The sequence below is a fragment of the Cupriavidus sp. 05T313 genome (assembly GCF_056396665.1).
Window position 1 is genome coordinate 15,097 of sequence record NZ_JBFTLX010000049.1, and the last position, 25,236, is coordinate 40,332.

Here is a 25,236-nt window from a genome sequence, read left to right on the forward strand (position 1 = left end):
ACTGAGACGCAGCGCAAGTGCGCAACCATGCCCGAGCATATCGATCCTGCCATGACCGCCGAAGCGATCGCCGAAGACATTGTCGCGGCCATCGTTTCGCACCGCCTGCCGCCCGGCACCAAGCTGCGCGAGGAGGCCCTGGCGAGCGTCTACCGCGTCAGCCGCACCAAGGTGCGCGCCGCGCTGCTGATGCTGTCCAAGGACAAGCTCATCCAGATCGTGCCGGACAAAGGCGCCTTCGTGGCCAAGCCCAGCGCCGAGGAGGCGCGCGAAGTGTTCGCGGTGCGCCGCATCCTGGAGGCCGCGCTGGCGCGTGAATTCGTGGCGTCGATGCGCAGTGCCGTGATCACCATGCTCTACCAGTCCCGCCGCGATGCCGCCTGCTCTTCCGATGAACATCGCGAGTTTATCGAGGCGGCTCGCGCCGGCGACACCGAACGCGCCGTGACGCTGATGGTGGAGCACCTGGGCCACGTCGAGGCAGCACTGCATTTCGACCAGGTGCCGGCCGCCCACGGCAAGGACCTGGTGACGGCGCTGCTGGCCTGAGGCCATCCCGAGGCCATCGTTTGCCGCGCCCGTGGCAAGCGCTTGACCTGGGTCAAGGCGGGCACCGCGCCTTTGCACCATCATGGACCCCGTCATGAAGATGCGGGGGCGCGCTTCATGACATATGGCCCGTCCCTTGCGACGGCAGCCCGCACGCCGGCCTGGGTGCGGGCTTTTTCTTTTGCGCGGCGCTTTTCCGCGCGCCTGCCCGCCTGCCGCCCCCGCCCTGCTCCCACCCACCTTGTTGCGTGCCACGCGCGCCTTCATTGCCACATCCGTACGTGATCGAATCGCGGCATCGGAGTAGGATGTCGGAGGCCCAAGTCAGAGGCCGCTTAAAAGACAGGAAGACAGGAGACAGACATGACCCGTTCCATGCCGCTTTCCGCAGTCCCGGCCCGGCCGCTCCACGCCGCCGGGCGCACTTCGCCCTCGTCCGGCCCGCGCGGCCGCGACTGACCTTCCAGCCCGACTCGCTTGCCGGGCCATCCGCTTTCATCATCCAACCCAACCCAGGGAGGGAAACCCATGTCCAACGCGTTCCGAGACGACGTCCTGGCCGGCAAGGTCGTGTTTATCGCCGGCGCCTCGTCCGGCATCAACCTGGGCATCGCCCAGCACTTCGCGAAAGCCGGCGCGCGGCTGGCGCTGGTCAGCCGCGACCCCGAGCGCATCGCGGCGGCGGCGGCCACCATCAACGATGCCGGCGGCAGCGCGCTCGGCATGGCGGCCGATGTGCGCGACTACGCCGCGGTGGAAGCGGCGCTGGCACGCGCGCGCGATGAACTCGGGCCGATCGATATCGTGATTTCGGGCGCGGCCGGCAACTTTGTCGCGCCGGCGCTGGGCATGTCGGCCAACGGCTTCAAGACCGTGGTGGATATCGACCTGATCGGCACCTTCAATGTCTTCCGCGCCTGCTTTGCCTTCCTCAACGCCCCCGGCGCTTCGCTGATCGCCATCACCGCGCCGCAGGCGGTCAACGCCATGATGTTCCAGGCCCATGTGTGCGCCGCCAAGGCCGGCATCAATATGCTGGTGAAATGCCTGGCGATGGAATGGGGCCCGGCGGGCGTGCGCGTCAACGGCATCTCGCCCGGCCCCATCGCCGGGACCGAAGGCATGGCGCGGCTCGCGCCCACGCCGGAGATGGAGGCGCGCTTCAAGGCGCGCCTGGCGCTGCGCGACTACGGCGACAAGAGCGATATCGCCAACACCGCGCTGTTCCTGTCCACCGACAACGCGCGCTATATCACGGGCACCATCGTGGACTGCGACGGCGGCAGCAAGCTGGGCGACGCTTCGGCCGATGCGCTGCAACCGCCCAAGGCGCCCGGCAAGGCTGCCTGAACCCGCGCGCCGGTCCGCAGCGGCACCGGCGCATTAGCGCATTAGCGCATCAAGACACCTGCATCAAGACACATCAATCAAGGAGACAACCAATGACATCGCCCGTGCTCTATCACGCCGCCGAAGGCGTGGCCACCATCACCCTGAACCGCCCCGACGTGCTCAACGCGCTCAATGCGGAGCTGATGGCAGAGCTGCGCGCCGCGGTCGAGCGTGCCGCGCAGGACGAAGCTGTACGCGCGGTCGTGCTCACCGCCAATGGCCGTGGCTTTTGCGCAGGCGCGGATCTCGCCGGGCGCCAGGCCGAACTCAAGGACTCCGGCACGCTGCTGCGCGAGCGCTATCACCCGATCATCCTGGCGCTGCGCAATATGCCCAAGCCTGTCATCACCTCGGTCAACGGCGTGGCGGCCGGCGCCGGCATGAGCCTGGCGCTGGCCGGCGACGTGGTACTGGCCGGCCGCTCCGCGTCGTTCCTGCAGGCGTTCTCGAAGATCGGCCTGGTGCCCGATGCGGGAAGCACCTACTTCCTGCCGCGCTACGCGGGCGAGATGCGCGCGCGCGCGCTGGCCATCCTGGCCGAGAAGATCGACGCCGAGGAAGCCCACCGCATCGGCCTGGTGTGGAAGGTGCATGAAGACGAAGCCCTGCCCGCCGAGACCGCGAAGCTGGCGGCCCACCTCGCGCAGATGCCTACCTTTGCCTATGGCCTGATCAAGGAAGCACTTAACGCCAGCCTGGAGAGCGACCTGCCCACGCAGCTCGAACGCGAAGCCACGATGCAATCGCGCGCGTCGAAGAGCGAGGACTTCAAGGAGGGCGTGGCGGCGTTCCTGGAGAAGCGCAAGCCGGCATTCAAGGGGCGCTGAAACTCTCGCACGCCGGACGGTGATGCCACCGCCGTTATGTTGACTACGCATCGCACCACAATGCCGAAACCAGGAGACGCGCATCATGCTAGGCCTCATGCAAGACCGTCCGTTGCTGATTTCTTCCCTGATCGAGTACGCCGCGCTGTACCACCCGCTGCAGGAGATCGTGTCGCGCACGATCGAGGGCGGCACGGTGCGCACCGACTATGCCGAGGTACACAACCGCGCCAGGCGCATCGCCAGCTCGCTCGCCGGACTCGGCGTCGCACAGGGCGATCGCGTCGGCACGTTGGCGTGGAATACGCACCGTCACCTGGAGCTGTACTTTGGGGTATCCGGCGCGGGCGTGGTGCTGCATACCGTCAACCCGCGCCTGTTCCCCGAGCAGATCGACTACATCATCAACCACGCTGAAGACCGCGTGCTCTTCTTCGATCCGTGCTTCGCGCCGCTGGTGATGCAGCTTGCGCCGCGCCTGACGTCGGTCACGCACTACGTGGCGATGACCGACCGCGCCGGCACCGACGCGCTCGGCCTTGCCGGCAGACTGCCGAGCCTGCTGTGCTATGAAGACCTGATCGACGCCGGCAACGAGAATTACGCATGGCCGCAGTTCGACGAGCGCACCGCGTCGTCCCTTTGCTATACCTCGGGCACCACCGGCAACCCCAAGGGCGTGCTGTATTCGCACCGCTCCACCGTGCTGCACAGCCTCAAGGCCTGTGCTTCCGACACCTTCGGCGTAGGCGTGGACAGCGCCATCCTGCTGGTTGTGCCGCTGTTCCATGCCAACGCCTGGGGCATGCCCTACGCCTGTGCCATGACCGGGGCCAAGATGGTGCTGCCTGCCCAGCATCTGGACGGCGAAAGCGTCTACCGCATGCTGCGCGACGAGCGCGTGACCTTCTCCACCGCGGTGCCCACCGTGTGGCTGATGCTGTTCCAGTATCTCGACGCGCACCCGGAGATCGACCCGCGCTCGCTCGGGCTGAAGCTCGCCGGCGTGGGCGGCTCGGCCGCGCCCGCAGCGATGATCGAGCGCTTCGAGCAGCAGTTCGGCGCGCGCTTCATCCAGGGCTGGGGCATGACGGAAACCAGCCCGATCGGCGTGATCAGCACCCTGCTGCCCAAGCACCGGGAACTCGGCGCGCAGGAGCAGTTGAAGGTCAAGCTCAAGCAGGGCCGCGCGCTGTGGGGCGTGGACCTGCGCATCGAGGACGACCAGGGCAACGCACTGCCGCACGACGGCCACGCTTTCGGCCGGCTGAAGGTGCGCGGGCCGTGGATCGCCTCGGCCTACTTCAAGGCCGAAAATGACGCGCTCGATGCCGATGGCTGGTTCGACACCGGCGACGTTGCCAATATCGATGCCGACGGCTATGTGCAACTGGTGGACCGCGCCAAGGACGTGATCAAGTCCGGCGGCGAATGGATTTCTTCCATCGATCTGGAGAACGCCACCATGGGTCATCCCGCCGTGGCCGAGGCGGCGGTGGTTGGCGTGCCGCATCCCAAGTGGCAGGAGCGGCCGCTGCTGGTGGTGGTGCGCCGCCCCGGCACCGAAGTCAGTGCCGCCGAACTGCTCGATTTCCTCGCCGCCAGGGTAGCGAAGTGGTGGGTGCCCGACGATGTCGCCTTTGTCGATTCCCTGCCCCACACGGCCACCGGCAAGCTGCTCAAGGTGAAGCTGCGGGAGCAATTCAAAGACTATGTCCTGCCCACGGCGCAGGAACCCATTCAAGCAAGGAGTAACGCAACATGAGCACCAGCAGCGAACGCATCATCCTGACCATCGAAGACGGCGTGGCCGAGGTCAGGCTCAACCGCCCCGACAAGATGAACGCGCTCGATCCCGCCATGTTCGACGCGCTGATCGAAACCGGCCAGCGGCTCGCGCGCGAGCCCGGCCTGCGCGCGGTGGTGCTGTCCGGCGAAGGCCGTGCCTTTTGCGCGGGTCTCGATATGCAAAGCATGGCCGGACTGGGTGGCGGCAGCGACGCCGTCGCCGCCGGCCGTCTTGCGGCGCGCACCCATGGCATCTCCAACCGGCCGCAGTTCGCGTGCATGGTGTGGCGCGAATTGCCGGTACCCGTGATTGCCGCGGTCCACGGCGTCGCGTTCGGCGGCGGCCTGCAGGTGGCGCTCGGCGCTGACTTGCGTTACGTCGGCGCGGACACGCGCATGTCGGTGATGGAAATCAAGTGGGGCCTGGTGCCCGACATGGCCGGCATGCTGCTGATGCGCGGACTGGTACGCCCGGACCGCCTGCGCGAACTGATCTATAGCGGACGCATCGTCAACGCAGAAGAAGCCTGCGCGCTGGGCCTTGCCACGGCCGTGGTGGACGATCCGCGCGCGACGGCGCTGGCCACGGCGCGCGACATCGCCAACCGCAGCCCGGACGCGATCCGCGCCGCCAAGCGCCTGATGCAGGTGAGCGAAGACGGCGATGGCGCCGCCATCCTGCTGGCCGAATCGGTGGAACAGGACCGCCTCATCGGCGGCGCCAACCAGCGGGAGGCGGTGAGCGCCAATATGGAGAAGCGGGCGCCGGTGTTCAAGACCGCGCCGTAGTCGCCGCGCGGGCTCACGCGCGAGCGTTGGCGCGCCGGCGCCGCACGCGGCGGTAGAGCGCGAAGTAGACAGCCATGTTCAGCGCAAGCACCAGGGCGCCGAGCACGATCTGGATTTCGCGCGTGAGACCGTCGGGGTAGATCAGTTGCAGAACGTAGTGCTGGATGAAGTCGCCCCCGTAGGCTTGCAGGCCGGCGCGCTGGCGCAGCGCGTTTTCCAGCGGCGTGAGCGGGCAGATCCACCCGCTCCACTCCACCACCACGCCCCATGCCGCCGCCGGCAAGTGCAGCCATGCCAGGCGCGGCCAGCGCAGCACCAGCACGCCGCCCAGCATCGCGAAGACGATAAAGGCAAGGTGCAGCAGGACGACCGCGTCCGCCAGCCACGCCGCCATCATCGCCCCTGCCGCCCCGTCCAGTAGCCCGGCACCGCGAACGCCGCCTTCAGGTGCTCGATAAAGAAACGGATCTTGGCCGGCACCGGACGCTGCTGCGGGTACACCGCAAGGATGTCGTAGTCGGGCAGCGCGTACTCGTCCAACACGGTGATCAGTTCGCCGCTCTCCAGTTGCGAGAGGATTTCCCACGTGGAACGCCAGCCCAGTCCCAGTCCCTCTCCGGTCCAGCGGTGCAGCAGTTCGCCGTCGTTGCAATCGAGGTTCCCGTTCACGCGCACCGTCACGGTCTTGCCGTCCTGCTGGAAATACCAGCCGCGCTGCTGGCCGCCCTGCAGGTTGAACGCCAGGCAGTTGTGCTGGGCCAGGTCGTCCAGCGTCTGCGGCACGCCGTAGCGCGCGAAGTAGGCGGGCGTGCCGCACACCACGCGCTTGTTGGTGGCCAGCTTGATGGCGACGAAATTCGGATCGATGGCGCCGCCGATGCGGATGCCCACGTCGTAACCCTCGCGCACCAGGTCCACCACGCGATCGGTCAGGTTGAAGGAGATCTGCACCTCCGGATTCGCCGCCAGGAACGCCGGCGCGTGCGGCGCCACGTGCTTGCGACCGAACGCCGCCGGGGCCGACACGATCAGGTGCCCGGTTGCCTTGTGCTTGCCTTCCGCGATCAGCATCTCGGCACGGTCGAGATCGGCCAGCGCCTTTTTGCACTGCTCCATGAAGGCCGCGCCCTGCTCCGTCACCACGATGCGCCGCGTCGAGCGGTGCAGCAGCTTCACGCCGATGCGCGCCTCCAGCGCATTGATGCGGCGCCCGATCATCACCGGCGTCACGCCCTGCGTCAGGGCGGCGGCGGCCATGCTGCCGTGCTCGACGACCGCGATAAAGGCTTCGATTTGCTTTAGCTTGTCCATGCTGTGTGTCTCCTGAGCGTCATTGTGGCGCATGGGAGGCCGCCACGCATGCGCGCGGTGCTATGGGCGCAATTCGCCGGGGCGCATGGGACCTGCGGCAACCGCGCTCAGGGGCGCCCGCGCACCGCCGGCCGCCCCCGCGGCATCCCTTGCGCCCGATGCCGTACCTCCTTGCTGAACTCCGCGCACGCATGCGTCATCAGGTCTTCGGACCGGTACACCAGGAACACCCGGAACTCCGGCAGTTCGTCGCTGATCGGCAGGCGCACCAGCGACGCGGGATCCAGCCGCAGCGGCCCGGTGCCGTCGAACACGAAGTCCGACCACATGCTGATCAGGTCGGTGCGCGTGGCGAGTTGCAGGCCGAGCAGGTTGGAAGCGCTCTGCACGATGCGCTTGGGCATGTCCAGCCGATGCAGGCGCATCAGGCTGGCCAGCGGGCTGCCGGGGTCGTCGAGCGGGTCGAGGACGAGCCAGTCGGCGTCGAGCAGCGGCCGCAGCCGGCGTACCCGCCGCAGCGGATGGCCGGCACGCACCGCCAGCGACATGCCGGTGGAGAACAGCGGCTCCCACTGGAAGGCGCCGGTGCCGGGGCCGCTGTTGGTGGAGATCAGGCCAAGGTCGAGCCGGCCTTCGCGCAGGCCTTCGAGGATCTGCTGCGGGCGCAGCTCGAAGCCGCGCAGCGCGACATTGGGAAAGCGTTTGCGGAAGGCGGCCATGGCATCGGGCAGCGGCCCGCTGGAGGCCACGGCGGTCAGGCCGATATTGAGCTGCGCGTCGGCGTGGCCGCGGATCGCTTCGATGTCTTCCAGCGCGTGGCGCAGCTCCTGCTCGACCAGGCTGGCGCGCTTGACCAGCGCCACGCCGTAGGCGGTCAGGCTGACGCCGCGCACGGAACGCGACATCAGCGTGACGCCGAGTTCGCGTTCCAGTTCGGCGATGGCCTTGGACAGCGCCGGCTGCGACACATGCAGGCTGCGCGAGGCTTCGTGGATGCTGCCGTGCTGGGCTACCGCCAGCAGGATGCGCAGTTGCTGCAGCTTCATCTTTCCCTTTCCCTGTTTTCCTGTTTTTTTTCGGTGCCCCGCGCCGGTGCGCCACGCCCCGCGGCCGTGCGCGTGGGGCGCTCCAGGCACGCGCGCGCGTACCCGGCGCTGCGCCGCGATGCCGCGTGGCACAAGGCTTCTCCGTACTTCTACCGATAGCGGCGCAACCCTGGTTATGACGGCGATGCCATTTGGTTATCAGGATGAAAATATATGATTTTTGGCTTGCCGTGTTTGCCTGAATACTTCATCGCCAGGGATTCCACATTCCCTACGCTGGACGCAGGCAACCGCCGGCCTCCACGGCCCGATCCCCCAACCCAGTTCGTGGAGACACCGACATGAACGATGCCACCCTGCCTGGCGCGCCTTCTCTGGCGCCTGCCCAGGCAATATCCGCCAGCCCGGCCCGCCAGAGCCAGTTCCGCCTGATCGCCGCCTGCTCGATCGGCAATGCGCTGGAAATGTACGACTTCACCGTCTACAGCTTCTTCGCCCTGCTGATCGGCAAGCTGTTCTTTCCGTCCGGCAGCGCCTACGGCTCGCTGCTGCTGGCGGTGGCGACGTTCGGCATCGGCTTCGTGATGCGGCCGCTGGGCGGCTTCGTGATCGGCAACTACGCGGACCGCCACGGACGCAAGGCCGCCATGACGCTGACCATCGGCCTGATGGTACTCGGCACGCTGTGCCTTGCCTTCGCCCCGACCTACGCTTTCGCCGGGCTGTTCGGCCCGCTGATGATCGTGGCCGGCCGCCTGCTGCAGGGCTTTTCGCTGGGCGGCGAGATCGGCGCTTCCACCGCCATGCTGATGGAATCCGGCGGCGTCAAGGGCCGCGGCTTTCGCGTCAGCTGGCAACTTGGCAGCCAGGGCATCGCGGCGACGCTGGGCGCGCTCACGGCCGCCATTCTTTATGGCGTGCTGCCGCAGGCGTCGCTGGAGAGCTGGGGCTGGCGCGTGCCCTTCGTGCTGGGCCTGCTGATCGCGCCGGTGGGGCTGTATATCCGTGCGCACCTGGACGAGACGCACACGGCCCAGCCGCACGCCCCAAGCCCGCTCGGCACGCTGTTCCGCGAGCATGGCGGCACCGTGGTCAAGGGCATCCTGACCATCATCGGCGGCACGGTCGCCACCTATCTGGTGGTGTATTTCATGCCCACCTACATGATCCGGGAACTGCATCTGCCGCCGTCGCTGTCGCTGCTCTCGGGCTGCGTGACGGGTGTGGTGTGCCTGGTGATGTCGCTGCTGGCCGGCACCCTGGCCGACCGCCTGCCGCGCCGCAAGCCGCTGGTGCTGGGCTCGATGGTCTTTACGCTGGTGTGCCTCTATCCGGCGTTCTGGCTGATGACCCATTACCCGAGCGTGCCGCTGGTGCTGTCGCTGTCCGCGCTGCTGACCGCCAGCGTCTACCTGGGCTCCACGCCGATGCTGCTGATGATGATGGAACTCCTGCCGGCCAAGGTGCGCGCCAGCGGCCTGTCGGTGATCTATGCGGTGGGCGTGACGGTGTTTGGCGGCTCCTGCCAGTTCATCGTCACCTGGATGCTGGCCAAGACTGGCAACCCGATGGCGCCGGCCTTCTACATGATGGCCTGCGGCGCGGTGACCATCCTCGCGGTGCTGACGATCCGCGAAACCCGAGAAGACTAAAGCCTTTCCTCCCCTGCCGCTTCGTAGCCAAGGAATACAGAATGACCCGCGAACCCACCCTGACTCCCTTCCAGTTGCTGCCGCACCTGCTGCCGCAGATCCAGATCGACGCCGACACCTTTATCGGCATCCGCCGCCAGATCCACGCCCGGCCCGAACTCGGCTTCGAGGTGGGCGCCACCAGCAAGCTCGTTGCCACCTTGCTGGAAAGCTGGGGCTACGAGGTGCATACCGGCATCGGCAAGAGCGGCGTTGTCGGGCAGCTCAAGGTGGGCAACGGCAAGCGCCGCCTGGGCATCCGCGCCGACATGGACGCGCTGCCGATCGTCGAGGCCACGGGCCTGCCTTATGCCAGCAAGAACCAGGGCAAGATGCACGCCTGCGGCCACGACGGCCACACCGCCATCCTGCTGGCCGCCGCCAAGGCGCTGGCCGACAGCCGCGACTTCGATGGCACGCTCAACCTGATCTTCCAGCCCGACGAGGAAAACCTGTGCGGCGCGCGCGCCATGATCGAGGACGGCTTGTTCGAGCGCTTCCCGTGCGATGCGGTCTTCGCCCTGCACAATATGCCCGGCGTGCCGGCCGGCAGCTTCCGGGTGCTGCCGGGCCCGGTGAGCCTGTCGTCCGACGTGGCGGACGTGACCATCAAGGGCGTGGGCGGGCACGGCGCCATGCCCCACCGCGCGCGGGATCCGATCGCCGCGTCGGCGGCCATTGTCACCGCGCTGCAGACCGTGGTGGCGCGCAACGTGGCGCCGGACGATACCGCGGTGCTGTCGGTGGGCTTTATCCGCGGCGGCGCGACCCATAACGTGATTCCGGAATCGGTCACGCTGGGCCTGAACGTGCGCGCCGCGCGCCCGGAAACGCGCGCGCTGGTGGAGCAGCGCATCCGCGAGATCGTCAGCCTCACCGCGCAGGCGCATGGCGTGGAAGCGCTCATCGACTACCGCCAGCTGACGCCGCCGATGGTCAACACGGAGAGCGAAACCAAGCTGGCGCAGCAGGTTTGCAGCGACCTTGTCGGCGCCGACAAGGTCGTGACGCAAGCGCCCAAGGGCCTGAATGGCAGCGAGGACTTCGCGTGGATGCTGAACGAGGTGCCGGGCTGCTACCTGATCCTCGGCAACGGCGAAGGCGAGTTCGGCGGTTGCATGGTGCATAACCCCGGCTACGACTTCAACGACCAGGTGCTGCCGCTGGGCGCGGCCTGCTGGGTCCGCCTGGCGCAGACTTACCTGACCGCGTGAGATAGCGTGGGCGGACCCGCTGCTGCGCTGTCCGCCTCCGCCTCCACCGCCTCCACCGCCTCGATCGCCTCCCGCTGTTCCGCGGACGAAGCCGAGCCTGGATCCCCTGGTGTCCACGCGTCGCGGACCTCCGGTGGAACAGGCGCCGGCGACGGTACCGCGGGGGCTGGCGCTGTAACGGGTACGGTTGCCGCCGTGGCAGCCGCCGGCGCACCGGCGCCCTGCACGGGCGCCCGCCCCAGCTGCGAACTGATCTCGGCCGCTTCGGCCAGCACGTAGGCAAGCCGCCGCAGCGGCCGGCTGACCTGCAGTTGCAGGAAAAGCGTCAGCGCCGCGCCGGGCACGAAGGCTATGCCGTACAGCGACAGCAGCGGCAACAGGCTGCCGCCCTTGTGCGGCAGTTCGACCAGCCCGGTGACCAGCGCCAGCGCGAACGGGCTCACCGCCAGCAGCAGCCCGATCGTCTTCGTTATCCCTTCCCACATCCGCAATTGCGCATGCACGCGCCGGGCCCGCGCGCGCAGCCCCTGGGCCGGTATCCGCGCCAGTGCGCGCAGCAGCGCGCTCTCCGCCTCATCGTGCCGGTCGACCTGGTCGGCCAGCTGGCCCAGCGGATCGCGCAACCTGCGCGCGAGCGCGGGCAGGTGCGTCAGCAGCAGCGCCGCCAGTCCCGCCACGCTGCCCCCCAGCAGGCAATAGACCAGCCGCGCCTGCCACGGCGCCGGCGTCTGCCTGATCTGATACCTGGTGTACAGCACCGCGCCGGTCGCCAGCAGCGCGGCCAGCGAACAAGCCCAGAACAGCCCCAGCAGGCCGCGCTGCAGCCGCTCCAGGTTCATGGCGGCCGCGGGCGAACCGGCGGTATCGGATACGGCGGGCGGCTTCCGCTTGAGCGCGTCGAGCAGCTCTCGGGTGGGAGGGAGCCTGGTCAGCATGGCGATTCGGTTGGCAATGGAGGGTTCCACGCGGTGCGAGAGCACTGGCGCGATACCCGCACATTGTCGCCATTTGGCGTGCCAAACGGGGGGGCGCCGGGGGCGTGGGCAGGCCTTTTACCGCAAATTCCCACGTATCGTTGCCGTCACACAACGTATGGCAATGGCGCGGGCCCGGCACCGTCCGGCAATGGTGGTTTCAGTGCCCCGCGGCCGCATTCGATATCACAGGTATCGAATCAACTGATCTCCCTTCCCTTTATCCCAACCCGCTTGCGGGAATAGCATGGGCTCCAACAGTGATTCGCAGCAATTCACAGCTTTTCACAAAACATCGCATCAACGATTGGAGACAGACATGCCGAAGATGAGAGCAGTCGACGCGGCCATTGCCGTGCTGGAAAAAGAAGGTATCACCACCGCGTTCGGCGTGCCCGGCGCCGCCATCAACCCGTTCTACTCGGCCATGCGCCGTGCCGGCACCATCGACCATTTCCTGGCCCGCCACGTGGAAGGCGCCTCGCATATGGCCGAGGGCTACACCCGCGCGGAGGCCGGCAATATCGGCGTGTGTATCGGCACCTCGGGTCCCGCCGGCACCGACATGATCACCGGCCTGTACTCGGCCTGGGCTGACTCCATTCCCATTCTCTGCATCACCGGCCAGGCGCCGCGCGCCCGCTTGTACAAGGAGGACTTCCAGGCCGTCGATATCGAATCGATCGCCAAGCCGGTGACCAAGTGGGCCGTGACCGTGCGCGAGCCGGCGCTGGTGCCGCAAGTGTTCCAGCAAGCCTTCCACCTGATGCGCTCGGGCCGTCCGGGTCCGGTGCTGATCGACCTGCCCTTCGACGTGCAGGTCGCCGAAATCGAGTTCGATCCGGAAACCTACCAGCCGCTCGCCCCGTACAAGCCGGTTGCCTCGCGCCCGCAGATCGAGAAGGCCATCGCCATGCTCAACGCGGCCGAGCGCCCGCTGATCGTGTGCGGCGGCGGCGTGATCAACGCCGATGCGGCCGAGCTGCTGGTGGAATTCGCCGAGCTGGTCAACGTGCCGGTGGTCCCGACGCTGATGGGCTGGGGCGTGCTGCCCGACGACCACCCGCTGCAAGCCGGCATGGTCGGGCTGCAGACTTCGCACCGCTACGGCAACGCCACGATGCTGGCCTCGGACTTCGTGCTCGGCATCGGCAACCGCTGGGCCAACCGCCACACGGGCAGCGTCGAGGTCTACACCAAGGGCCGCAAGTTCGTGCACGTGGATATCGAGCCCACCCAGATCGGCCGCGTGTTCGGCCCGGACCTGGGCATCGTCTCCGACGCCAAGGCCGCGCTGGAACAGTTCGTGGAAGTGGCGCGTGAAATGAAGATGGCCGGCCGCCTGCCGTGCCGCAAGAGCTGGGTGGCGGATGTGCAGAAGCGCCGCCGCACCATGCAGCGCAAGAGCGACTTCGACAACGTGCCGGTCAAGCCGCAGCGCGTGTACCGCGAGATGAACCAGTACTTCCCGCGCGATGTGCGTTACGTGTCCACCATCGGCCTGTCGCAGATCGCCGCCGCGCAGTTCCTCTCCGTCAACGAGCCGCGCCACTGGATCAACTGCGGCCAGGCCGGCCCGCTGGGCTGGACCATTCCCGCCGCGATCGGCGTGAAGGTGGCCTCGCCGCAATCGGATGTGGTGGCCATCTCGGGCGACTACGACTTCCAGTTCATGATCGAAGAGCTGGCTGTGGCCGCGCAGTTCAAGGTGCCGTACATCCACCTGGTGGTGAACAATTCCTACCTCGGGCTGATCCGCCAGGCGCAGCGCAATTTCGAGATGGACTACTGCGTGCAGCTCGCCTTCGACAACGTCAACTCGCCCGAACTCAACGGCTACGGCGTGGACCACGTGAAGGTTGTGGAAGGCCTGGGTTGCAAGGCGATCCGCGTGTTCAAGCCGGAGGACATCGCACCGGCCTTTGCCGAAGCCCGCGACCTGATGGCCGAGTTCTCGGTGCCGGTGGTGGTAGAGGTGATCCTGGAACGCGTGACCAATATCGCGATGGGCACCGAGATCGACAACATCAACGAGTTCGAGCCGATCGAAGACATCGAGGAAGCCATCCTCCGCGAAGAAGTGGAAACGGCGTAAGCATCGCAGGCTGACAAGCGCGGGCCATGAGCCCGCGCGCTTTCTGCAAATCAGTACCGCTGCATCAGCGCGCCCCCAATCACCGCATCCGCGCGAGCGGAACCACAAGACAAGTCACCCGGAGACATCTATGCCAAAACTTGCCGCCAACCTGACCATGCTGTTCAACGAAGTGGCCTTCCTCGACCGCTTCGAAGCCGCCGCGCGCGCGGGCTTCCGCGGCGTGGAGTTCCTCTTTCCGTACGCCTTCCACGCTGACCAGATCGCGGACCGGCTCAACCGCTTCCAGCTCGACCTGGTGCTGCACAACCTGCCGGCCGGCAAGTGGGAAGCGGGCGAACGCGGCATCGCCTGCCACCCGGACCGCGTGGGCGAGTTCCAGGACGGCGTGGGCGAAGCGATCAAGTACGCCAAGGTGCTGGGTGTGCGCCAGCTGAACTGCCTGGTCGGCATCCAGCCGCAGAACATCAAGCGCGAGCAGGCGCAGGAAACGCTGGTGGAAAACCTGCGCTTCGCGTCGCAGGCGCTCGCCGCCGAGCAGATCGATCTGCTGGTCGAGCCGATCAACACCTTCGATATTCCCGGCTTCTTCCTGTCGCGCACGCAGCAGGCGCTGGACCTGATCGAACAGGTCAACGCGCCCAACCTCTACGTGCAGTACGACATCTATCACATGCAGCGCATGGAGGGCGAAATCGCCGCCACGCTGAAAGCGCATCTTCCGAAGATCAAGCACGTGCAGCTGGCCGACAACCCGGGCCGCAACGAGCCGGGCACCGGCGAGCTGAATTATCACTTCCTGTTCAAGTGGCTTGACGAGATCGGCTATGGCGGCTGGGTCGGCTGCGAGTACAAGCCGCGCACGACCACCACCGAAGGCCTGGGCTGGCGCGCGGAACACGGCGTGCAGTAAGCAGAACCAGTAAACCCACAAACATTCAACGATCGCATCAAGGAGACATCACATGGCAAACCAACGCAACGTCGGATTCATCGGCCTGGGCATCATGGGCGCGCCGATGGCGGGCCACCTGCGCGCTGCCGGGCACACGCTGTTCGTGCACGACGTCAACCCGGCGCCGCAGGCACTGGTCGATGCCGGCGTCACCGTCTGCACCAGCGCCGAGGAAGTCGCCAAGCGGGCGGACATCATCGTGATCATGGTGCCGGACACCCCGCACGTGGAAGCCGTGCTGTTTGCCGAAAAGGGCGTGGCCGCCGCGCTCAAGGCTGCCGGCAAGGAAGCTGCGCACGGGAAGATCGTGGTCGACATGAGCTCGATCTCGCCGATCGCCACCAAGGACTTCGCCGCGCGCATCAACAAGCTGGGCGCCGCCTACCTGGACGCGCCGGTTTCAGGCGGCGAAGTGGGCGCCAAGGCGGCATCGCTGACCATCATGGTGGGCGGTCCGCAAGAGTCGTTCGACGAGGTCAAGCCGCTGTTCGACCTGCTGGGCAAGAACGTGACGCTGGTCGGCGGCAACGGCGACGGCCAGACCACCAAGGTGGCCAACCAGATCATCGTGGCGCTGAACATCCAGGCCGTATCCGAAGCGCTGCTGTTCGCCTCCAAGGCAGGCGCCGATCCGGCGCGCGTGCGCCAGGCGCTGATGGGCGGCTTCGCGGCTTCGCGCATCCTGGAAGTGCACGGCGAGCGCATGGTCAAGCGTACCTTCGATCCGGGCTTCCGCATCGAGCTGCACCAGAAGGACCTGAACCTTGCCCTGCAAGGCGCCAAGGCGCTGGGCGTGGCGCTGCCGAACACCGCCACCGCGCAAGAGCTGTTCAACACCTGCGCCGCCAACGGTTGGGCCAAGCAGGACCACTCGGCGCTGTGCCGCGCCATCGAGATCATGTCCAACCATGAGATCGCCAAGGGCGGCGCCAAGTAAGCCAGCAGCACCATCATGGCCTGCCCTGGCAGGCCAGCATCATTCCCCGGCCACGCACGGCCGGGGAAGCAGCACTTCCGGATTCCGTCATGCTAGCCACCGATTCCCACTCCGCCCTGCGGGTGCCCCAGCGCCCGGCCGGTCTTTCCGATCCACGCGCGTTGCTGCGTGACCTGTTCGATACCGCGGTCGCCGCCGTCAGCGCCAGCCATTGCCTGCCGCCGCAACTGCCGCCGCCGCCCAAGGGCCGCACGGTCGTAATCGGTGCGGGCAAGGCGGCCGCCGCGATGGCGCAGGCGGTCGAGACGCACTGGCAAGGTGAACTGTCGGGGCTGGTGGTGACGCGCTATGGACACGGCGCGGCGTGCCGCCGCATCGAGGTCGTGGAAGCCGCGCACCCGGTGCCCGATGAAGCCGGCCAGCGCGCCGCGCAGCGCATGGTGGAACTGGTCAGGGGCCTCACCGCCGACGACCTGGTGCTGTGCCTGATCTCCGGCGGCGGCTCCGCGCTGCTGGCCGCGCCCGCGCCCGGCATCACGCTCGCCGACAAGCAGGCCGTAAGCCGCGCGCTGCTCAAGAGCGGCGCCAACATCGGCGAGATGAATTGCGTGCGCAAGCACCTGTCGGCGCTCAAGGGCGGCCGGCTGGCGTTGCACTGTGCGCCGGCACGCGTCGAGACCCTTTTGATTTCCGATATTCCCGGTGACGATCCCACGCTGATCGCCAGCGGCCCGACGCTGCCCGACGCCACCACCTGCGCCGACGCGCTGGCGGTGATCGCCAAGTACGGCATCGAGGTACCGGCCAATGTGCGCGCGCATCTGGAGAGCGGCGCGGGCGAAACGCCCAAGCCTGGCGACGCGCGTTTCGACGGCCATCGCAGCGCCACGCTTGCCACCGCGCAGCAATCGCTGGCAGCGGCGGCGGCGCGTGCGCGCGAACTTGGCTTCGAGGCGCACATCCTGTCCGACAGCATGGAAGGCGAATCGCGCGACGTGGCGCTGGTGCATGCCGCCATCGCGCGGCAGGTCGCGCAGCACGGCCAGCCGTTCAGGAAGCCCTGCGTGATCCTGTCCGGCGGCGAAACCACGGTGACCGTGCGCGGCAGCGGCCGCGGCGGGCGCAATGCCGAATTCCTGCTGGCGCTCGCCGTCGCGCTGGACGGCCTGCCGGGTGTGCATGCCATTGCCTGCGACACCGACGGCATCGATGGCTCCGAAGACAACGCCGGTGCGTTGCTCGCGCCCGATACGCTGAACCGTGCCGCGGCACGCGGACTGTCTGCGCGCGCGCACCTGGGCAACAACGATGGCTACGGTTTCTTCGCCGGCCTGGACGACCTCATCGTCACCGGCCCGACCCGTACCAACGTGAACGATTTCCGCGCCATCCTGATTGTGTAAGCCACGTGATTGAACAAGGGCGCGCCCTGGGCGCGCCACCCGAGATTGGAAGAGGAGACAAAATGAGACGCCAGCGCAAAGCCAAGATCGTTGCCACGCTCGGACCGGCCAGCACCGATATCGAGGTGATCCGGCAGCTGTTCGAGGCAGGGGCCGATGTGTTCCGCCTCAACTTCAGCCACGGCTCCCACGACGACCACAAGCGCCGCTACGATGCCGTGCGCCAGGTCGAAGCCGAGACCGGCCGCCCCATCGCCGTGCTGGCCGACCTGCAGGGGCCCAAGCTGCGCATCGGCACCTTTGCCGCGGGCAAGGTCGCGGTCAAGGCCGGCGACGTGTTCGTGCTCGACAGCGATCCCGGCCCGGGCGATGCTACCCGCGTGCACCTGCCGCATCCCGAGCTGTTCCGCGTTGCGGCGCCGGGACAGTCGCTGCTGATCGACGACGGCAAGGTGCAGCTGAAGATCGAGTCGGTGGCCAGCGGCAGCATCGTCACGCGCGTGGTGAACCACGGGACGCTTTCCGATCGCAAGGGCGTCAACGTGCCCGACGCGGTGATCCCGATCCCCGCGCTGACCGAGAAGGATCGCAAGGACCTCGACTTCGCGCTGGAACTCGGCGCCGACTGGATCGCGCTGTCCTTCGTGCAGCGTCCGGCCGACATCGTGGAAGCGCGCGAGATCATCGGCACCCGCGCCGGTGTGCTGTCCAAGATCGAGAAGCCCGCCGCGCTGCAACAGCTGGAAGAAATCGTGCGCGTCTCCGATGCGGTGATGGTGGCGCGCGGCGACCTCGGCGTGGAGCTGCCGCCGGAGCGCGTGCCGGGCGTGCAGAAGCGCATCCTGCGCATCTGCCGTCAGCACGGCAAACCCATCGTCATCGCCACGCAGATGCTGGAATCGATGATCGATTCGCCGGTGCCCACGCGCGCCGAAGCCTCCGATGTGGCCAGCGCCATCTATGACGGCGCCGATGCGGTGATGCTGTCGGCGGAATCGGCCAACGGCCGCCACCCGGTACCGGCGGTGGCGATCATGGACCGCATCATCGCCGAGGTGGAGCGCGATCCGCTCTATCGCAACCTGCTGGACGCGCAGCACGAAGCACCGCTGTCCACCCGGCAGGACGCGATCTGCGCCGCGTTGCGCGAAGTCACGCAGATCATCGGCGCGGCCGCCACCGTGACCTACACCTCGTCGGGCTCCACTGCGCTGCGCGCGGCGCGCGAGCGGCCGCACGCGCCCATCGTCAGCATCACGCCGAACCTGGAGATCGCGCGGCGGCTGGCGCTTGCCTGGGGCGTGCATTCCACCGTCAGCCCCGATGTGCAAAGCGTCGACGAGATGGTGAACGCGGCCACCCGCGCCGCGCTGGCCGAAGGCTATGCCGCGCCGGGCGACCAGATCACCATCGCGGCTGGCATGCCGTTCGGCCAGGGCGGCACCACGAACCTGCTGCGGGTGGCCGAGATCGGCGGCACGGAGCCGGGCAAGGCGCTTGCGCTTGGCGCCGGCAGCACGGTGCCGGCGGTTACGGCCTGATACACCACACGCATGCGCCGGCGCCAACGCCGTTGCTATACTGATCGACACACTGTGGCCACTGTCCGGCCGCAGCGATCAACCAGCAATGCGGAGCCACCATGCGTCTCGATGACGAAGCCGAAAGCCAGAATGTAGAAGACCGCCGGGGAGAGGGTTCCGGCGGTTTCGGCGGCTTCGGCGTGGGGCCCAAGACGCTCGGCATCGGCACCATCCTGGTGGCGCTGGCGGCGTCGTATTTCTTCGGCATCGATCCTTCCGTGATCATGCAGGGCGCCTCGGTGCTGCAGGGTTCGCAGCAACAGGCGCCGCAGCAGCAGCATGTGCCCAGCCATCCGCCCGCCAACGACCAGATGACGGTGTTCGTGCGCAAGGTGCTGGGCAACACCGAGCGCACCTGGTCGCATATTTTCGAGACTGACCTCAACCGCCGCTACGCGCCGCCCACGCTGGTGCTGTTCTCCGGCGCCACGCCCACCGCCTGCGGCACCGGCGAGTCGGCCATGGGGCCCTTCTACTGCCCGGGCGACCAGAAGGTCTATATCGACCTGGCCTTCTACGATGAACTGCGCCGCCGCTTCGGCGCCGGCGGCGACTTTGCCCAGGCGTATGTGATCGCCCACGAAATCGGCCACCACGTGCAGAACCTGCTCGGCGTGTCCGGCAAGGTCGACGCCGCGCGCCGCCGCATGGGCGAGGCGCAGGCCAATCAGTTGTCGGTGCGCGTGGAGTTGCAGGCCGATTGCCTGGCCGGCGTGTGGGCCGCCACCGCGGAACGCATGAACCAGCAACTGCTGGAACCCGGCGATATCGAAGAAGGCCTCAAGGCCGCCGCCGCCATCGGCGACGACCGGCTGCAGAAGCAGGCCCAGGGCTATGTCGTCCCCGAAGCGTTCACCCACGGCACCAGCGAGCAGCGCACGCGCTGGCTGCGCCAGGGACTGACTACCGGCGACATCCGCAAGTGCGATACCTTCGCGGCCCGGCAACTCTGAGCCCCGCGCGTCCGCATTGACCGGCCGGAAGCCCGCCCCCCCACCAGGGCGGGGAAAGGAAAAGTGCCTGATCCGTTGTGTAAACATTGTTCACAAAGTGACTGATTGTTTATAATCGCGGCCATGCCCTCCGCCCGCCCGCCGCAACCCAGCCTGCAAGCCCAGCCCGCCGCCGTGCCGTCCGGCAGCACGCCAGCCGTGCCGCTTGCCGCGCGCGCCGGCGTGCCTGTGCGGCCGCCCGCGGCACGTGCGGCTGGTGCCGCGCAGCGCCGCGAGAGCGTGCGCGAGGCCTTCTTCAACGCCGCCCGCGCGCTGTTCGCGGAGGCTGGCTTCGCCGGGGTCACGCTGCGCCGCATCGGCGAGCGCTGCGGTTATAGCGCCGCCGCCATCTACCGGCATTTCGAAGACAAGACCGCACTCCTGTTCGAGGTGTGCGCGCAGGACTGGGTACGGCTGGCGGCCGCGCTGGCCGAGGCCCGGGCCGCCGCCCGCACGGCCGCCGAGGTCCTGCCGGCGGTGCTGGACGCTTACGTGGCGTGGGCCCTGGCCCATCGCCACAGCTATCACCTGATGATGATGATGGGCCTGCCGGCCGACGCCGAACGCGCGATCGACCAGCGCTGGCGCGAGCGTTTCCCCGAGGACCCGGTGGCCGCCGTGCTGCTGGCTTGCGTGCGCGACCAGCAGGCCGCCGCGCTGATCGATGCCGGGCATGACGCCGGCGACGTCACCGACGCGCTGTGGACCGCCGTTCACGGGCTGGCCGCGCTCGACATCACTTTCGAGCACCTGCCGCGCGAGAACCGGCGGCCGCTGGCGCATCGCCAGCGGGTGTTGCTGGCAGCACTGTTGCGTGGTTTCGCGCTGCCTGCCCATTAGGGTCGCCGGACCCCACGGCAACCCTCCCCCCTCCTGCTGTTTCGCCTCACGGCGCTATCCGTACAGTTAGCGCGCCGTCCCACGTTCCATCGCACCGGATCCGCGGCCCGCTGTCGCGCCGGTGCCAGATAACCGAATCTGTCATGGCGTCCTTCTTCCTTCGCCGGCCCGCCTTCGCGTGGGTCATTGCCATCCTCACCATGGTGGCGGGCCTGATTGCCCTCACGCGCATTCCCATCGCCCAGTATCCGGCGGTGGCGCCGCCCACCGTGATCGTCTATGCCGACTATGCCGGCGCTTCGGCACGCACCGTGGAGGACGCCGTGACCGCCGTGCTGGAGCAGCAGATGCATGGCATCCCCGGCCTGCTCTACCTCGATGCCAGCAGCGAGGGCGGCGCCGCCACCATCACGCTGGGTTTCCGCCAGGGCACCGACGCGCAGCTGGCGCAGGTCAATGTGCGCAACCGCGTCATGCAGGCCGAACCGCTGTTGCCGGAAGCGGTGCGCCGCGGCGGCATCTTTGTGGACCAGGCCAGCAGCAGCCCCTTCATGTATGTCTCGCTCGTCTCCGATGGCGGCCAGCTCGACGAAACCGCGCTGGGCGATTTCGCCGCCGGCTCGCTGCTGCCGATGCTGCGCCGCCTGCCCGGCATCGGCAAGGCCGAGCCTTATGGATCCGAGTACGCCTTGCGCATCTGGTTCGATCCGGACAAGCTCAACGCCTACGGCCTCACCGCCGCGGACGTGGAGCAGGGCATCAGGGCGCGCAACGGCGATGTCACGCCCGGCCAGCTTGGCAGCGCGCCGGCGGTGCCGGGCCAGCCCTTCCAGGCGCTGGTGCGCCCGCCCCGGCCGCTGAGCGATCCGGAAGCGTTCGAGCGCATCGTGGTGCGCGGCGGCAGCGACGCCTCGCTGGTGCGGCTGCGCGACGTGGCACGGGTGGAACTGGGCGCCAGCGACTACCGCTACGGCTCGCGCCACGATGGCCAGGTCGCGGCTTCGATCGGCCTCAAGCTGGCCGATGGCGCCAATGTGCTGGCCACTTCGCGCACCGTGCGCGCGGCGCTCGATGAAGCCGCGCGCAGTTTTCCGGCGGGCGTGCGCTATGAGATCTCGTCCGACAGCGCGCAGTTCGTCGAGCGTTCCATCTGGCGCGTGCTGACCACGCTGGGCGAAGCTACGGTGCTGGTCTTCCTGATCCTCTACCTGTTCCTGGGCAACCTGCGCGCCACGCTGATCCCGGTGATCGTGGTGCCGGTGTCGCTGCTTGGCACCGTCGCCTGCCTGTACGCGTTCGGCCTCTCGCTGAACGTGATCACGCTGTTCGGCGTGGTGCTGGCGATCGGCATCCTGGTGGACGACGCCATCGTGGTGGTGGAAAACGTCGAGCGGATCATGCGCGAGGAAGGCGTGGGTGCGATGGAAGCGGCGGCCCGCTCGATGCGCGAGGTGTCGGGCGCGCTGCTGGCGGTCACGCTGGTGCTGTGCGCGGTCTTCGTGCCGATGGCGTTCATGGGCAGCGCGGTCGGCGTGATCTACCGGCATTTCGCCATCACGCTGGCGATCTCCATTGCCTTCTCGCTGTTCTTCGCGCTCTCGCTGGCGCCAGCCATGTGCGCCAGCCTGTTGCGCCATGCGCCGCATCCGGTGCGCGGGCCGCTGGCGTGGTTCGAGCGCGGTTTCACGGCATTTACCGCGCGCTATGCCGGATGGGTGCAGGCGCTGCAGCGCCGCCGCCTGCGCTGGCTGGGCATCTACCTGGCGCTGGCGGTCGCTGGCGGCGTGCTGATATGGCAGATCCCCGCCGGCTTCCTGCCGGACGAGGACACGGGCGAGATTGTGATCGATGTGGAACTGCCGGCAGGCTCCACCCAGGAGGAGACGCGCACAACCGTGGCGGCGCTGGAGAAGTGGCTGCAGGACGGCAAGTATCCGGTGCGCTCCACCTTTGCCGTGCTGGGCTGGAGCAATTCCGGCAGCGGCGAACAGCGCGCCAGCCTGTACCTGGCACTGCAAGACTGGGAGCGGCGCGGTGCCGGGGAGCGCGCTGACGTGCTACTGGCGAGGATGACGGCTGCGCTTGAGGACTGGCCAGGCCGGGGACGCGCGCAGCTCTACGCTTATGGCGGCGCTACCTTGCCCGAACTGGGCAGCACCGGCGGCCTCGACATGCGGCTGGTCGCGCAGCCCGGCACCGGACGCGAGGCGCTCTTCGCCGCCCGCGACAAGCTGCTTGCCGCGGCCAGGGACGAACCCGCGCTCGGCGAGGTCCGTGCCACCACGGCGCAGCCCGCGCCGGCGCTGGACCTGCGCATCGACTACGAGCGCGCGCGCAGCTTCGGCGTGGAGCCCGAGGCCATCCACCATGCGCTTTCCGCCACGCTGGGCTCGCGCTACGTCGACGAAGTGGCGCGCGAAGGCCGTATCCGCCGGGTGATCCTGCAGGCCGACGCGCCTTACCGGATGAACCCCGCCCACTTGTCGCGCGTGCACGTACGCAACGAGCGCGGCGGCATGGTCTCGCTCGGCGCCTTCGCCGAACTGGTGTGGGGCAAGGGTGAAGCCACGCTGGAGCGGTTCAGCGGACTCCCCTCGGTGCGCATCAACGCCGACGTGGTGCCGGGCCACAGCACCGGCACGGCGATGGAGCGGCTCACGGCCATGGTCCGCGAACTGGGCGGCACCTATGACGTGCGCTGGACCGGGCGCGCCTTCGAGCAGCAGCAAAGCGGCGCGCAGGCGCCCTGGCTGTTCGCCTTGTCGTTGCTGTTCATCTTCCTGTGCCTGGTGGCGCTCTATGAAAACTGGACCCTGCCGCTGGCGGTGCTGTTGATCGTGCCCGCCGGCCTGCTTGGCGCGCTGGCGGCGATCTGGCTGCGCGGGATGCCGAACGACGTCTACTTCAAGGTGGGCGGGATCGTGATCATGGGGCTGGCGGCCAAGAACGCCATCCTGGTGGTGGAGTACGCCGAGCAGTTGCGCCGCGGCGGCATGGGGCTGGTCGAAGCTGCCAGCCAGGCCGCCCGGCAGCGGCTGCGTCCGGTGGTGATGACATCGCTGGCCTTTATCCTGGGCGTGGTGCCGCTGGCGATCAGCACGGGAGCGGGTGCGGCGGCGCAGGGCGCGGTCGGCACCGGGGTGCTGGGCGGCATGCTTGGCGCGACCGTGATCGGCGCGCTGGCGGTCCCCTTGCTCTATGTCCTGATCGGGCGCCGGCGTCCCCGGCGCGAGCGGGAATGACGGGCGCGCGCCAGCCTTTGAGGCGTTATGGAATAAGGTGGGATGAACTGCGGGACGGCCGGAGGGATTGAATGTACAGCGGGAGGTACAGCGGGAGCGGCGGGTAAAAATCACCCACCCGGCGGGAGAGAGAAGGAGGAGGAGGTCAGCCGGGCAGGTGGGAGATAAAGCGGGAAAACAGGTGCATAACCGAGGCGGCCACCTAAGTGGCCGCCTGGTAACACGAGGTCTGGATCAGACCTTATAGCCGTACAGCGATCCGTCGCCGGAGCGCGAATTATCCAGCGAGCTGGCAGAGATTTCGCCACTGAAGGCGCGCGCGCCATCGGTGAACGTGTCGAACTTGCCTTGCTTGGCGCCGTCGGTGTACGGGTCGTACTTGCCGGCGCGGGCGCCGTCGGAGAACGTATCGAACTTGCCTTGCTTGGCGCCGTCAACGAACGGATCGAACTTGCCGGTGCGCAACGCATCGGCATAGACGTCGAACTTGCCGACCTTGCTGGTGGCGGGGGCCGCCAGTGCCGCGGCCGATCCGGCCACCAAAAGCACTGCTAACGCGCTGCCCAGGATGCGTTTGGCATTCATTTGGGACTCCTTCAACTGATTGTTTTGTCGCTTTTGTTTTAAGCCGCAGTTACTTGCTGCTCTTTGGCAATCTATGTTGCTATGCGAGCACGGACTGAAGATTAGTGGCTGGGCGCGCAAGGAGAAATACCACTGCGACGAATGGTGCGTTGCGAGTCGTGAAACGCTGGAAGTGCGGACGAACGGCGCGGATTGGCCGCCGGATGGCGCAGCCGGGACGTGGAAACGGCGTGGCGCAAGCGCCTGGCGCGCGGTGCGATAGCCTGCCAGCCCAGGCTGGAGGCCGTCTAGCGCCGGGCAACGGTGCGCGCGGGCGCTCGTGGGACCGGTGTGCGCAACGCTGCCTGCGGCGCGCGAGGACGCCGCGATCGGCGTCCTGAAAGCGCACGTGAGATGCCCTGAATGTGCCTGCTGCGGCCTTAAACGGTGTACTGGCCGTTGGCCTCGGGCTGGAACGACAATTCGACCACCGTGACGCTTTGCTCGCGTCCGTCCGGCAGGCGGTAGCTCACGGTCTGGCCGGCGCGCGCCCCCAGCAGGACGCGGCCGATCGGCGACAGCACCGACAGCCGGCCCTCGTCGAAATCCGCGGTGTCCGGATACACCAGGGTCCAGCGGCGCGGCGTGGCCTCGCCTTCCAGCACGCACAGCATGCTGGAGTTCATGGTGACGACATCCTTCGGAATGGCATCGGCCGGCACGATGGCGGCGCGCTCCAGGATGCTGTCGAGCATCTCGGCCAGCGGGGCGGCGCCGGCACGCCCGGCAATGCGCTCGAGGCGGGTTACGTCGAGCTCGGTAAGGTAAAGGGTCGGTTGTTGCTTGGACGAAGCCGTCATGATGAATCCTCGCTAAGTGGCGATGCGGCGACCCAGGGCGGCTGGAGCGATCCGTCATGGATCGGCTCCGGGCACTGCTAGGTCATGGAATAAGGGGCCGTCAGGAACGGCGGGAAAACCGCGAACAGGGAGTGACTCGGCCCGGTTCGGCGCTTGCCTGCGTTGGGGGGAACGTCAGGCTGGG

The 25,236-nt window shown here is 67.9% G+C and carries 21 protein-coding genes; 15 read left to right on the forward strand and 6 right to left on the reverse strand.

What is annotated here, in order from left to right:
* Nucleotides 1-27: 27 nt before the first annotated feature.
* The 5 genes from AC1DKD_RS13665 (at nt 28) to AC1DKD_RS13685 (ending at nt 5,345) form a co-directional block, all read left to right on the forward strand.
* Nucleotides 28-549: a GntR family transcriptional regulator gene (locus tag AC1DKD_RS13665; RefSeq protein ID WP_477143372.1), complete on the forward strand. Its 522-nt coding sequence runs from the start codon at nt 28-30 to the stop codon at nt 547-549.
* Nucleotides 550-1,077: 528 nt separating this feature from the next.
* The gene (locus AC1DKD_RS13670) at nt 1,078-1,899 is read left to right on the forward strand and encodes an SDR family oxidoreductase (protein WP_441637284.1); all 822 of its coding nucleotides are present in this window, start codon (nt 1,078-1,080) and stop codon (nt 1,897-1,899) included.
* Between the two features lie 92 nt (nt 1,900-1,991).
* A complete protein-coding gene (locus AC1DKD_RS13675) occupies nt 1,992-2,768 on the forward strand; it encodes an enoyl-CoA hydratase-related protein (RefSeq protein WP_045239312.1) in 777 nt (258 codons plus the stop codon).
* 85 nt (nt 2,769-2,853) lie between these two features.
* Nucleotides 2,854-4,533 (forward strand): long-chain-fatty-acid--CoA ligase, encoded by a 1,680-nt coding sequence (locus AC1DKD_RS13680; protein ID WP_441637282.1) that lies wholly within the window; start codon nt 2,854-2,856, stop codon nt 4,531-4,533.
* A complete protein-coding gene (locus tag AC1DKD_RS13685; protein ID WP_441637280.1) occupies nt 4,530-5,345 on the forward strand; it encodes a crotonase/enoyl-CoA hydratase family protein in 816 nt (271 codons plus the stop codon). Before AC1DKD_RS13680 ends, AC1DKD_RS13685 begins: the two co-directional genes overlap by 4 nt.
* A 13-nt stretch (nt 5,346-5,358) precedes the next feature.
* Here AC1DKD_RS13685 and AC1DKD_RS13690 read toward each other — a convergent pair whose 3' ends face one another.
* The 3 genes from AC1DKD_RS13690 to AC1DKD_RS13700 all read right to left on the reverse strand — a co-directional run bounded on the left by AC1DKD_RS13690 (nt 5,359) and on the right by AC1DKD_RS13700 (nt 7,702).
* Nucleotides 5,359-5,742 (reverse strand): DUF2784 domain-containing protein, encoded by a 384-nt coding sequence (locus AC1DKD_RS13690; protein ID WP_441637278.1) that lies wholly within the window; start codon nt 5,740-5,742, stop codon nt 5,359-5,361.
* Nucleotides 5,739-6,656: a LysR family transcriptional regulator gene (locus AC1DKD_RS13695; protein ID WP_035873173.1), complete on the reverse strand. Its 918-nt coding sequence runs from the start codon at nt 6,654-6,656 to the stop codon at nt 5,739-5,741. Before AC1DKD_RS13695 ends, AC1DKD_RS13690 begins: the two co-directional genes overlap by 4 nt.
* A 107-nt stretch (nt 6,657-6,763) precedes the next feature.
* The gene (locus AC1DKD_RS13700; RefSeq protein ID WP_441637276.1) at nt 6,764-7,702 is read right to left on the reverse strand and encodes a LysR family transcriptional regulator; all 939 of its coding nucleotides are present in this window, start codon (nt 7,700-7,702) and stop codon (nt 6,764-6,766) included.
* A gap of 341 nt (nt 7,703-8,043) precedes the next feature.
* Here AC1DKD_RS13700 and AC1DKD_RS13705 point away from each other — a divergent pair, with 341 nt between their 5' ends.
* Nucleotides 8,044-9,354, forward strand: a complete 1,311-nt coding sequence (locus AC1DKD_RS13705; RefSeq protein ID WP_441636838.1) for an MFS transporter — start codon at nt 8,044-8,046, stop codon at nt 9,352-9,354.
* 41 nt (nt 9,355-9,395) lie between these two features.
* A complete protein-coding gene (locus tag AC1DKD_RS13710) occupies nt 9,396-10,607 on the forward strand; it encodes a M20 aminoacylase family protein (protein ID WP_441636840.1) in 1,212 nt (403 codons plus the stop codon).
* On the opposite strand, the gene AC1DKD_RS13715 is transcribed toward AC1DKD_RS13710, so the two are convergent.
* A complete protein-coding gene (locus AC1DKD_RS13715; RefSeq protein ID WP_441636842.1) occupies nt 10,592-11,542 on the reverse strand; it encodes a hypothetical protein in 951 nt (316 codons plus the stop codon). The genes AC1DKD_RS13710 and AC1DKD_RS13715 overlap by 16 nt on opposite strands.
* A 358-nt stretch (nt 11,543-11,900) precedes the next feature.
* Between AC1DKD_RS13715 and gcl the strand changes: the two genes are divergently transcribed.
* The 8 genes from gcl to AC1DKD_RS13755 all read left to right on the forward strand — a co-directional run bounded on the left by gcl (nt 11,901) and on the right by AC1DKD_RS13755 (nt 23,628).
* Complete coding sequence (gene gcl, locus AC1DKD_RS13720) at nt 11,901-13,676, forward strand: glyoxylate carboligase (RefSeq protein ID WP_477111206.1); 1,776 nt, start codon at nt 11,901-11,903, stop codon at nt 13,674-13,676.
* A 130-nt stretch (nt 13,677-13,806) separates the two neighbouring features.
* On the forward strand, nt 13,807-14,589 hold the full coding sequence (gene hyi, locus AC1DKD_RS13725; RefSeq protein ID WP_441636846.1) for a hydroxypyruvate isomerase: 783 nt from the start codon (nt 13,807-13,809) through the stop codon (nt 14,587-14,589).
* A 52-nt stretch (nt 14,590-14,641) separates the two neighbouring features.
* On the forward strand, nt 14,642-15,568 hold the full coding sequence (gene glxR, locus AC1DKD_RS13730) for a 2-hydroxy-3-oxopropionate reductase (RefSeq protein WP_441636848.1): 927 nt from the start codon (nt 14,642-14,644) through the stop codon (nt 15,566-15,568).
* An 89-nt stretch (nt 15,569-15,657) separates the two neighbouring features.
* Nucleotides 15,658-16,971, forward strand: coding sequence for a glycerate kinase type-2 family protein (locus AC1DKD_RS13735; RefSeq protein WP_441636850.1), 1,314 nt, complete (start codon nt 15,658-15,660; stop codon nt 16,969-16,971).
* A gap of 62 nt (nt 16,972-17,033) precedes the next feature.
* The gene (pyk, locus tag AC1DKD_RS13740) at nt 17,034-18,512 is read left to right on the forward strand and encodes a pyruvate kinase (RefSeq protein ID WP_035873150.1); all 1,479 of its coding nucleotides are present in this window, start codon (nt 17,034-17,036) and stop codon (nt 18,510-18,512) included.
* Between the two features lie 101 nt (nt 18,513-18,613).
* Complete coding sequence (gene ypfJ, locus AC1DKD_RS13745; protein ID WP_441636852.1) at nt 18,614-19,507, forward strand: KPN_02809 family neutral zinc metallopeptidase; 894 nt, start codon at nt 18,614-18,616, stop codon at nt 19,505-19,507.
* Between the two features lie 123 nt (nt 19,508-19,630).
* Nucleotides 19,631-20,386, forward strand: coding sequence for a TetR/AcrR family transcriptional regulator (locus AC1DKD_RS13750; protein WP_477102468.1), 756 nt, complete (start codon nt 19,631-19,633; stop codon nt 20,384-20,386).
* A 143-nt stretch (nt 20,387-20,529) separates the two neighbouring features.
* Nucleotides 20,530-23,628 carry an efflux RND transporter permease subunit gene (locus tag AC1DKD_RS13755; protein ID WP_441637174.1) on the forward strand — a complete coding sequence of 1,033 codons (3,099 nt, stop codon included), beginning with the start codon at nt 20,530-20,532 and terminating at the stop codon, nt 23,626-23,628.
* 234 nt (nt 23,629-23,862) lie between these two features.
* Here the strand turns inward: AC1DKD_RS13755 and AC1DKD_RS13760 are convergent, their stop codons facing one another.
* On the reverse strand, nt 23,863-24,213 hold the full coding sequence (locus AC1DKD_RS13760; RefSeq protein ID WP_441637176.1) for a hypothetical protein: 351 nt from the start codon (nt 24,211-24,213) through the stop codon (nt 23,863-23,865).
* Between the two features lie 419 nt (nt 24,214-24,632).
* Nucleotides 24,633-25,052, reverse strand: coding sequence for a nucleoside diphosphate kinase regulator (gene rnk / locus AC1DKD_RS13765; protein ID WP_441637178.1), 420 nt, complete (start codon nt 25,050-25,052; stop codon nt 24,633-24,635).
* Nucleotides 25,053-25,236 lie beyond the last annotated feature (184 nt).

Coding starts and splice junctions, on each gene's coding strand:
- AC1DKD_RS13670 (WP_441637284.1), top strand. CDS start 1,078: ATGTCCAACGCGTTCCGAGACGACGTCCTGGCCGGCAAGGTCGTGTTT.
- AC1DKD_RS13735 (WP_441636850.1), top strand. CDS start 15,658: ATGCTAGCCACCGATTCCCACTCCGCCCTGCGGGTGCCCCAGCGCCCG.
- ypfJ (WP_441636852.1), top strand. CDS start 18,614: ATGCGTCTCGATGACGAAGCCGAAAGCCAGAATGTAGAAGACCGCCGG.
- AC1DKD_RS13715 (WP_441636842.1), bottom strand. CDS start 11,542: ATGCTGACCAGGCTCCCTCCCACCCGAGAGCTGCTCGACGCGCTCAAG.
- AC1DKD_RS13690 (WP_441637278.1), bottom strand. CDS start 5,742: ATGATGGCGGCGTGGCTGGCGGACGCGGTCGTCCTGCTGCACCTTGCC.
- gcl (WP_477111206.1), top strand. CDS start 11,901: ATGCCGAAGATGAGAGCAGTCGACGCGGCCATTGCCGTGCTGGAAAAA.
- AC1DKD_RS13705 (WP_441636838.1), top strand. CDS start 8,044: ATGAACGATGCCACCCTGCCTGGCGCGCCTTCTCTGGCGCCTGCCCAG.
- AC1DKD_RS13710 (WP_441636840.1), top strand. CDS start 9,396: ATGACCCGCGAACCCACCCTGACTCCCTTCCAGTTGCTGCCGCACCTG.
- AC1DKD_RS13685 (WP_441637280.1), top strand. CDS start 4,530: ATGAGCACCAGCAGCGAACGCATCATCCTGACCATCGAAGACGGCGTG.
- AC1DKD_RS13665 (WP_477143372.1), top strand. CDS start 28: ATGCCCGAGCATATCGATCCTGCCATGACCGCCGAAGCGATCGCCGAA.
- AC1DKD_RS13675 (WP_045239312.1), top strand. CDS start 1,992: ATGACATCGCCCGTGCTCTATCACGCCGCCGAAGGCGTGGCCACCATC.
- AC1DKD_RS13760 (WP_441637176.1), bottom strand. CDS start 24,213: ATGAATGCCAAACGCATCCTGGGCAGCGCGTTAGCAGTGCTTTTGGTG.
- AC1DKD_RS13680 (WP_441637282.1), top strand. CDS start 2,854: ATGCTAGGCCTCATGCAAGACCGTCCGTTGCTGATTTCTTCCCTGATC.
- glxR (WP_441636848.1), top strand. CDS start 14,642: ATGGCAAACCAACGCAACGTCGGATTCATCGGCCTGGGCATCATGGGC.
- pyk (WP_035873150.1), top strand. CDS start 17,034: ATGAGACGCCAGCGCAAAGCCAAGATCGTTGCCACGCTCGGACCGGCC.
- AC1DKD_RS13750 (WP_477102468.1), top strand. CDS start 19,631: ATGCCCTCCGCCCGCCCGCCGCAACCCAGCCTGCAAGCCCAGCCCGCC.
- rnk (WP_441637178.1), bottom strand. CDS start 25,052: ATGACGGCTTCGTCCAAGCAACAACCGACCCTTTACCTTACCGAGCTC.
- AC1DKD_RS13695 (WP_035873173.1), bottom strand. CDS start 6,656: ATGGACAAGCTAAAGCAAATCGAAGCCTTTATCGCGGTCGTCGAGCAC.
- hyi (WP_441636846.1), top strand. CDS start 13,807: ATGCCAAAACTTGCCGCCAACCTGACCATGCTGTTCAACGAAGTGGCC.
- AC1DKD_RS13700 (WP_441637276.1), bottom strand. CDS start 7,702: ATGAAGCTGCAGCAACTGCGCATCCTGCTGGCGGTAGCCCAGCACGGC.
- AC1DKD_RS13755 (WP_441637174.1), top strand. CDS start 20,530: ATGGCGTCCTTCTTCCTTCGCCGGCCCGCCTTCGCGTGGGTCATTGCC.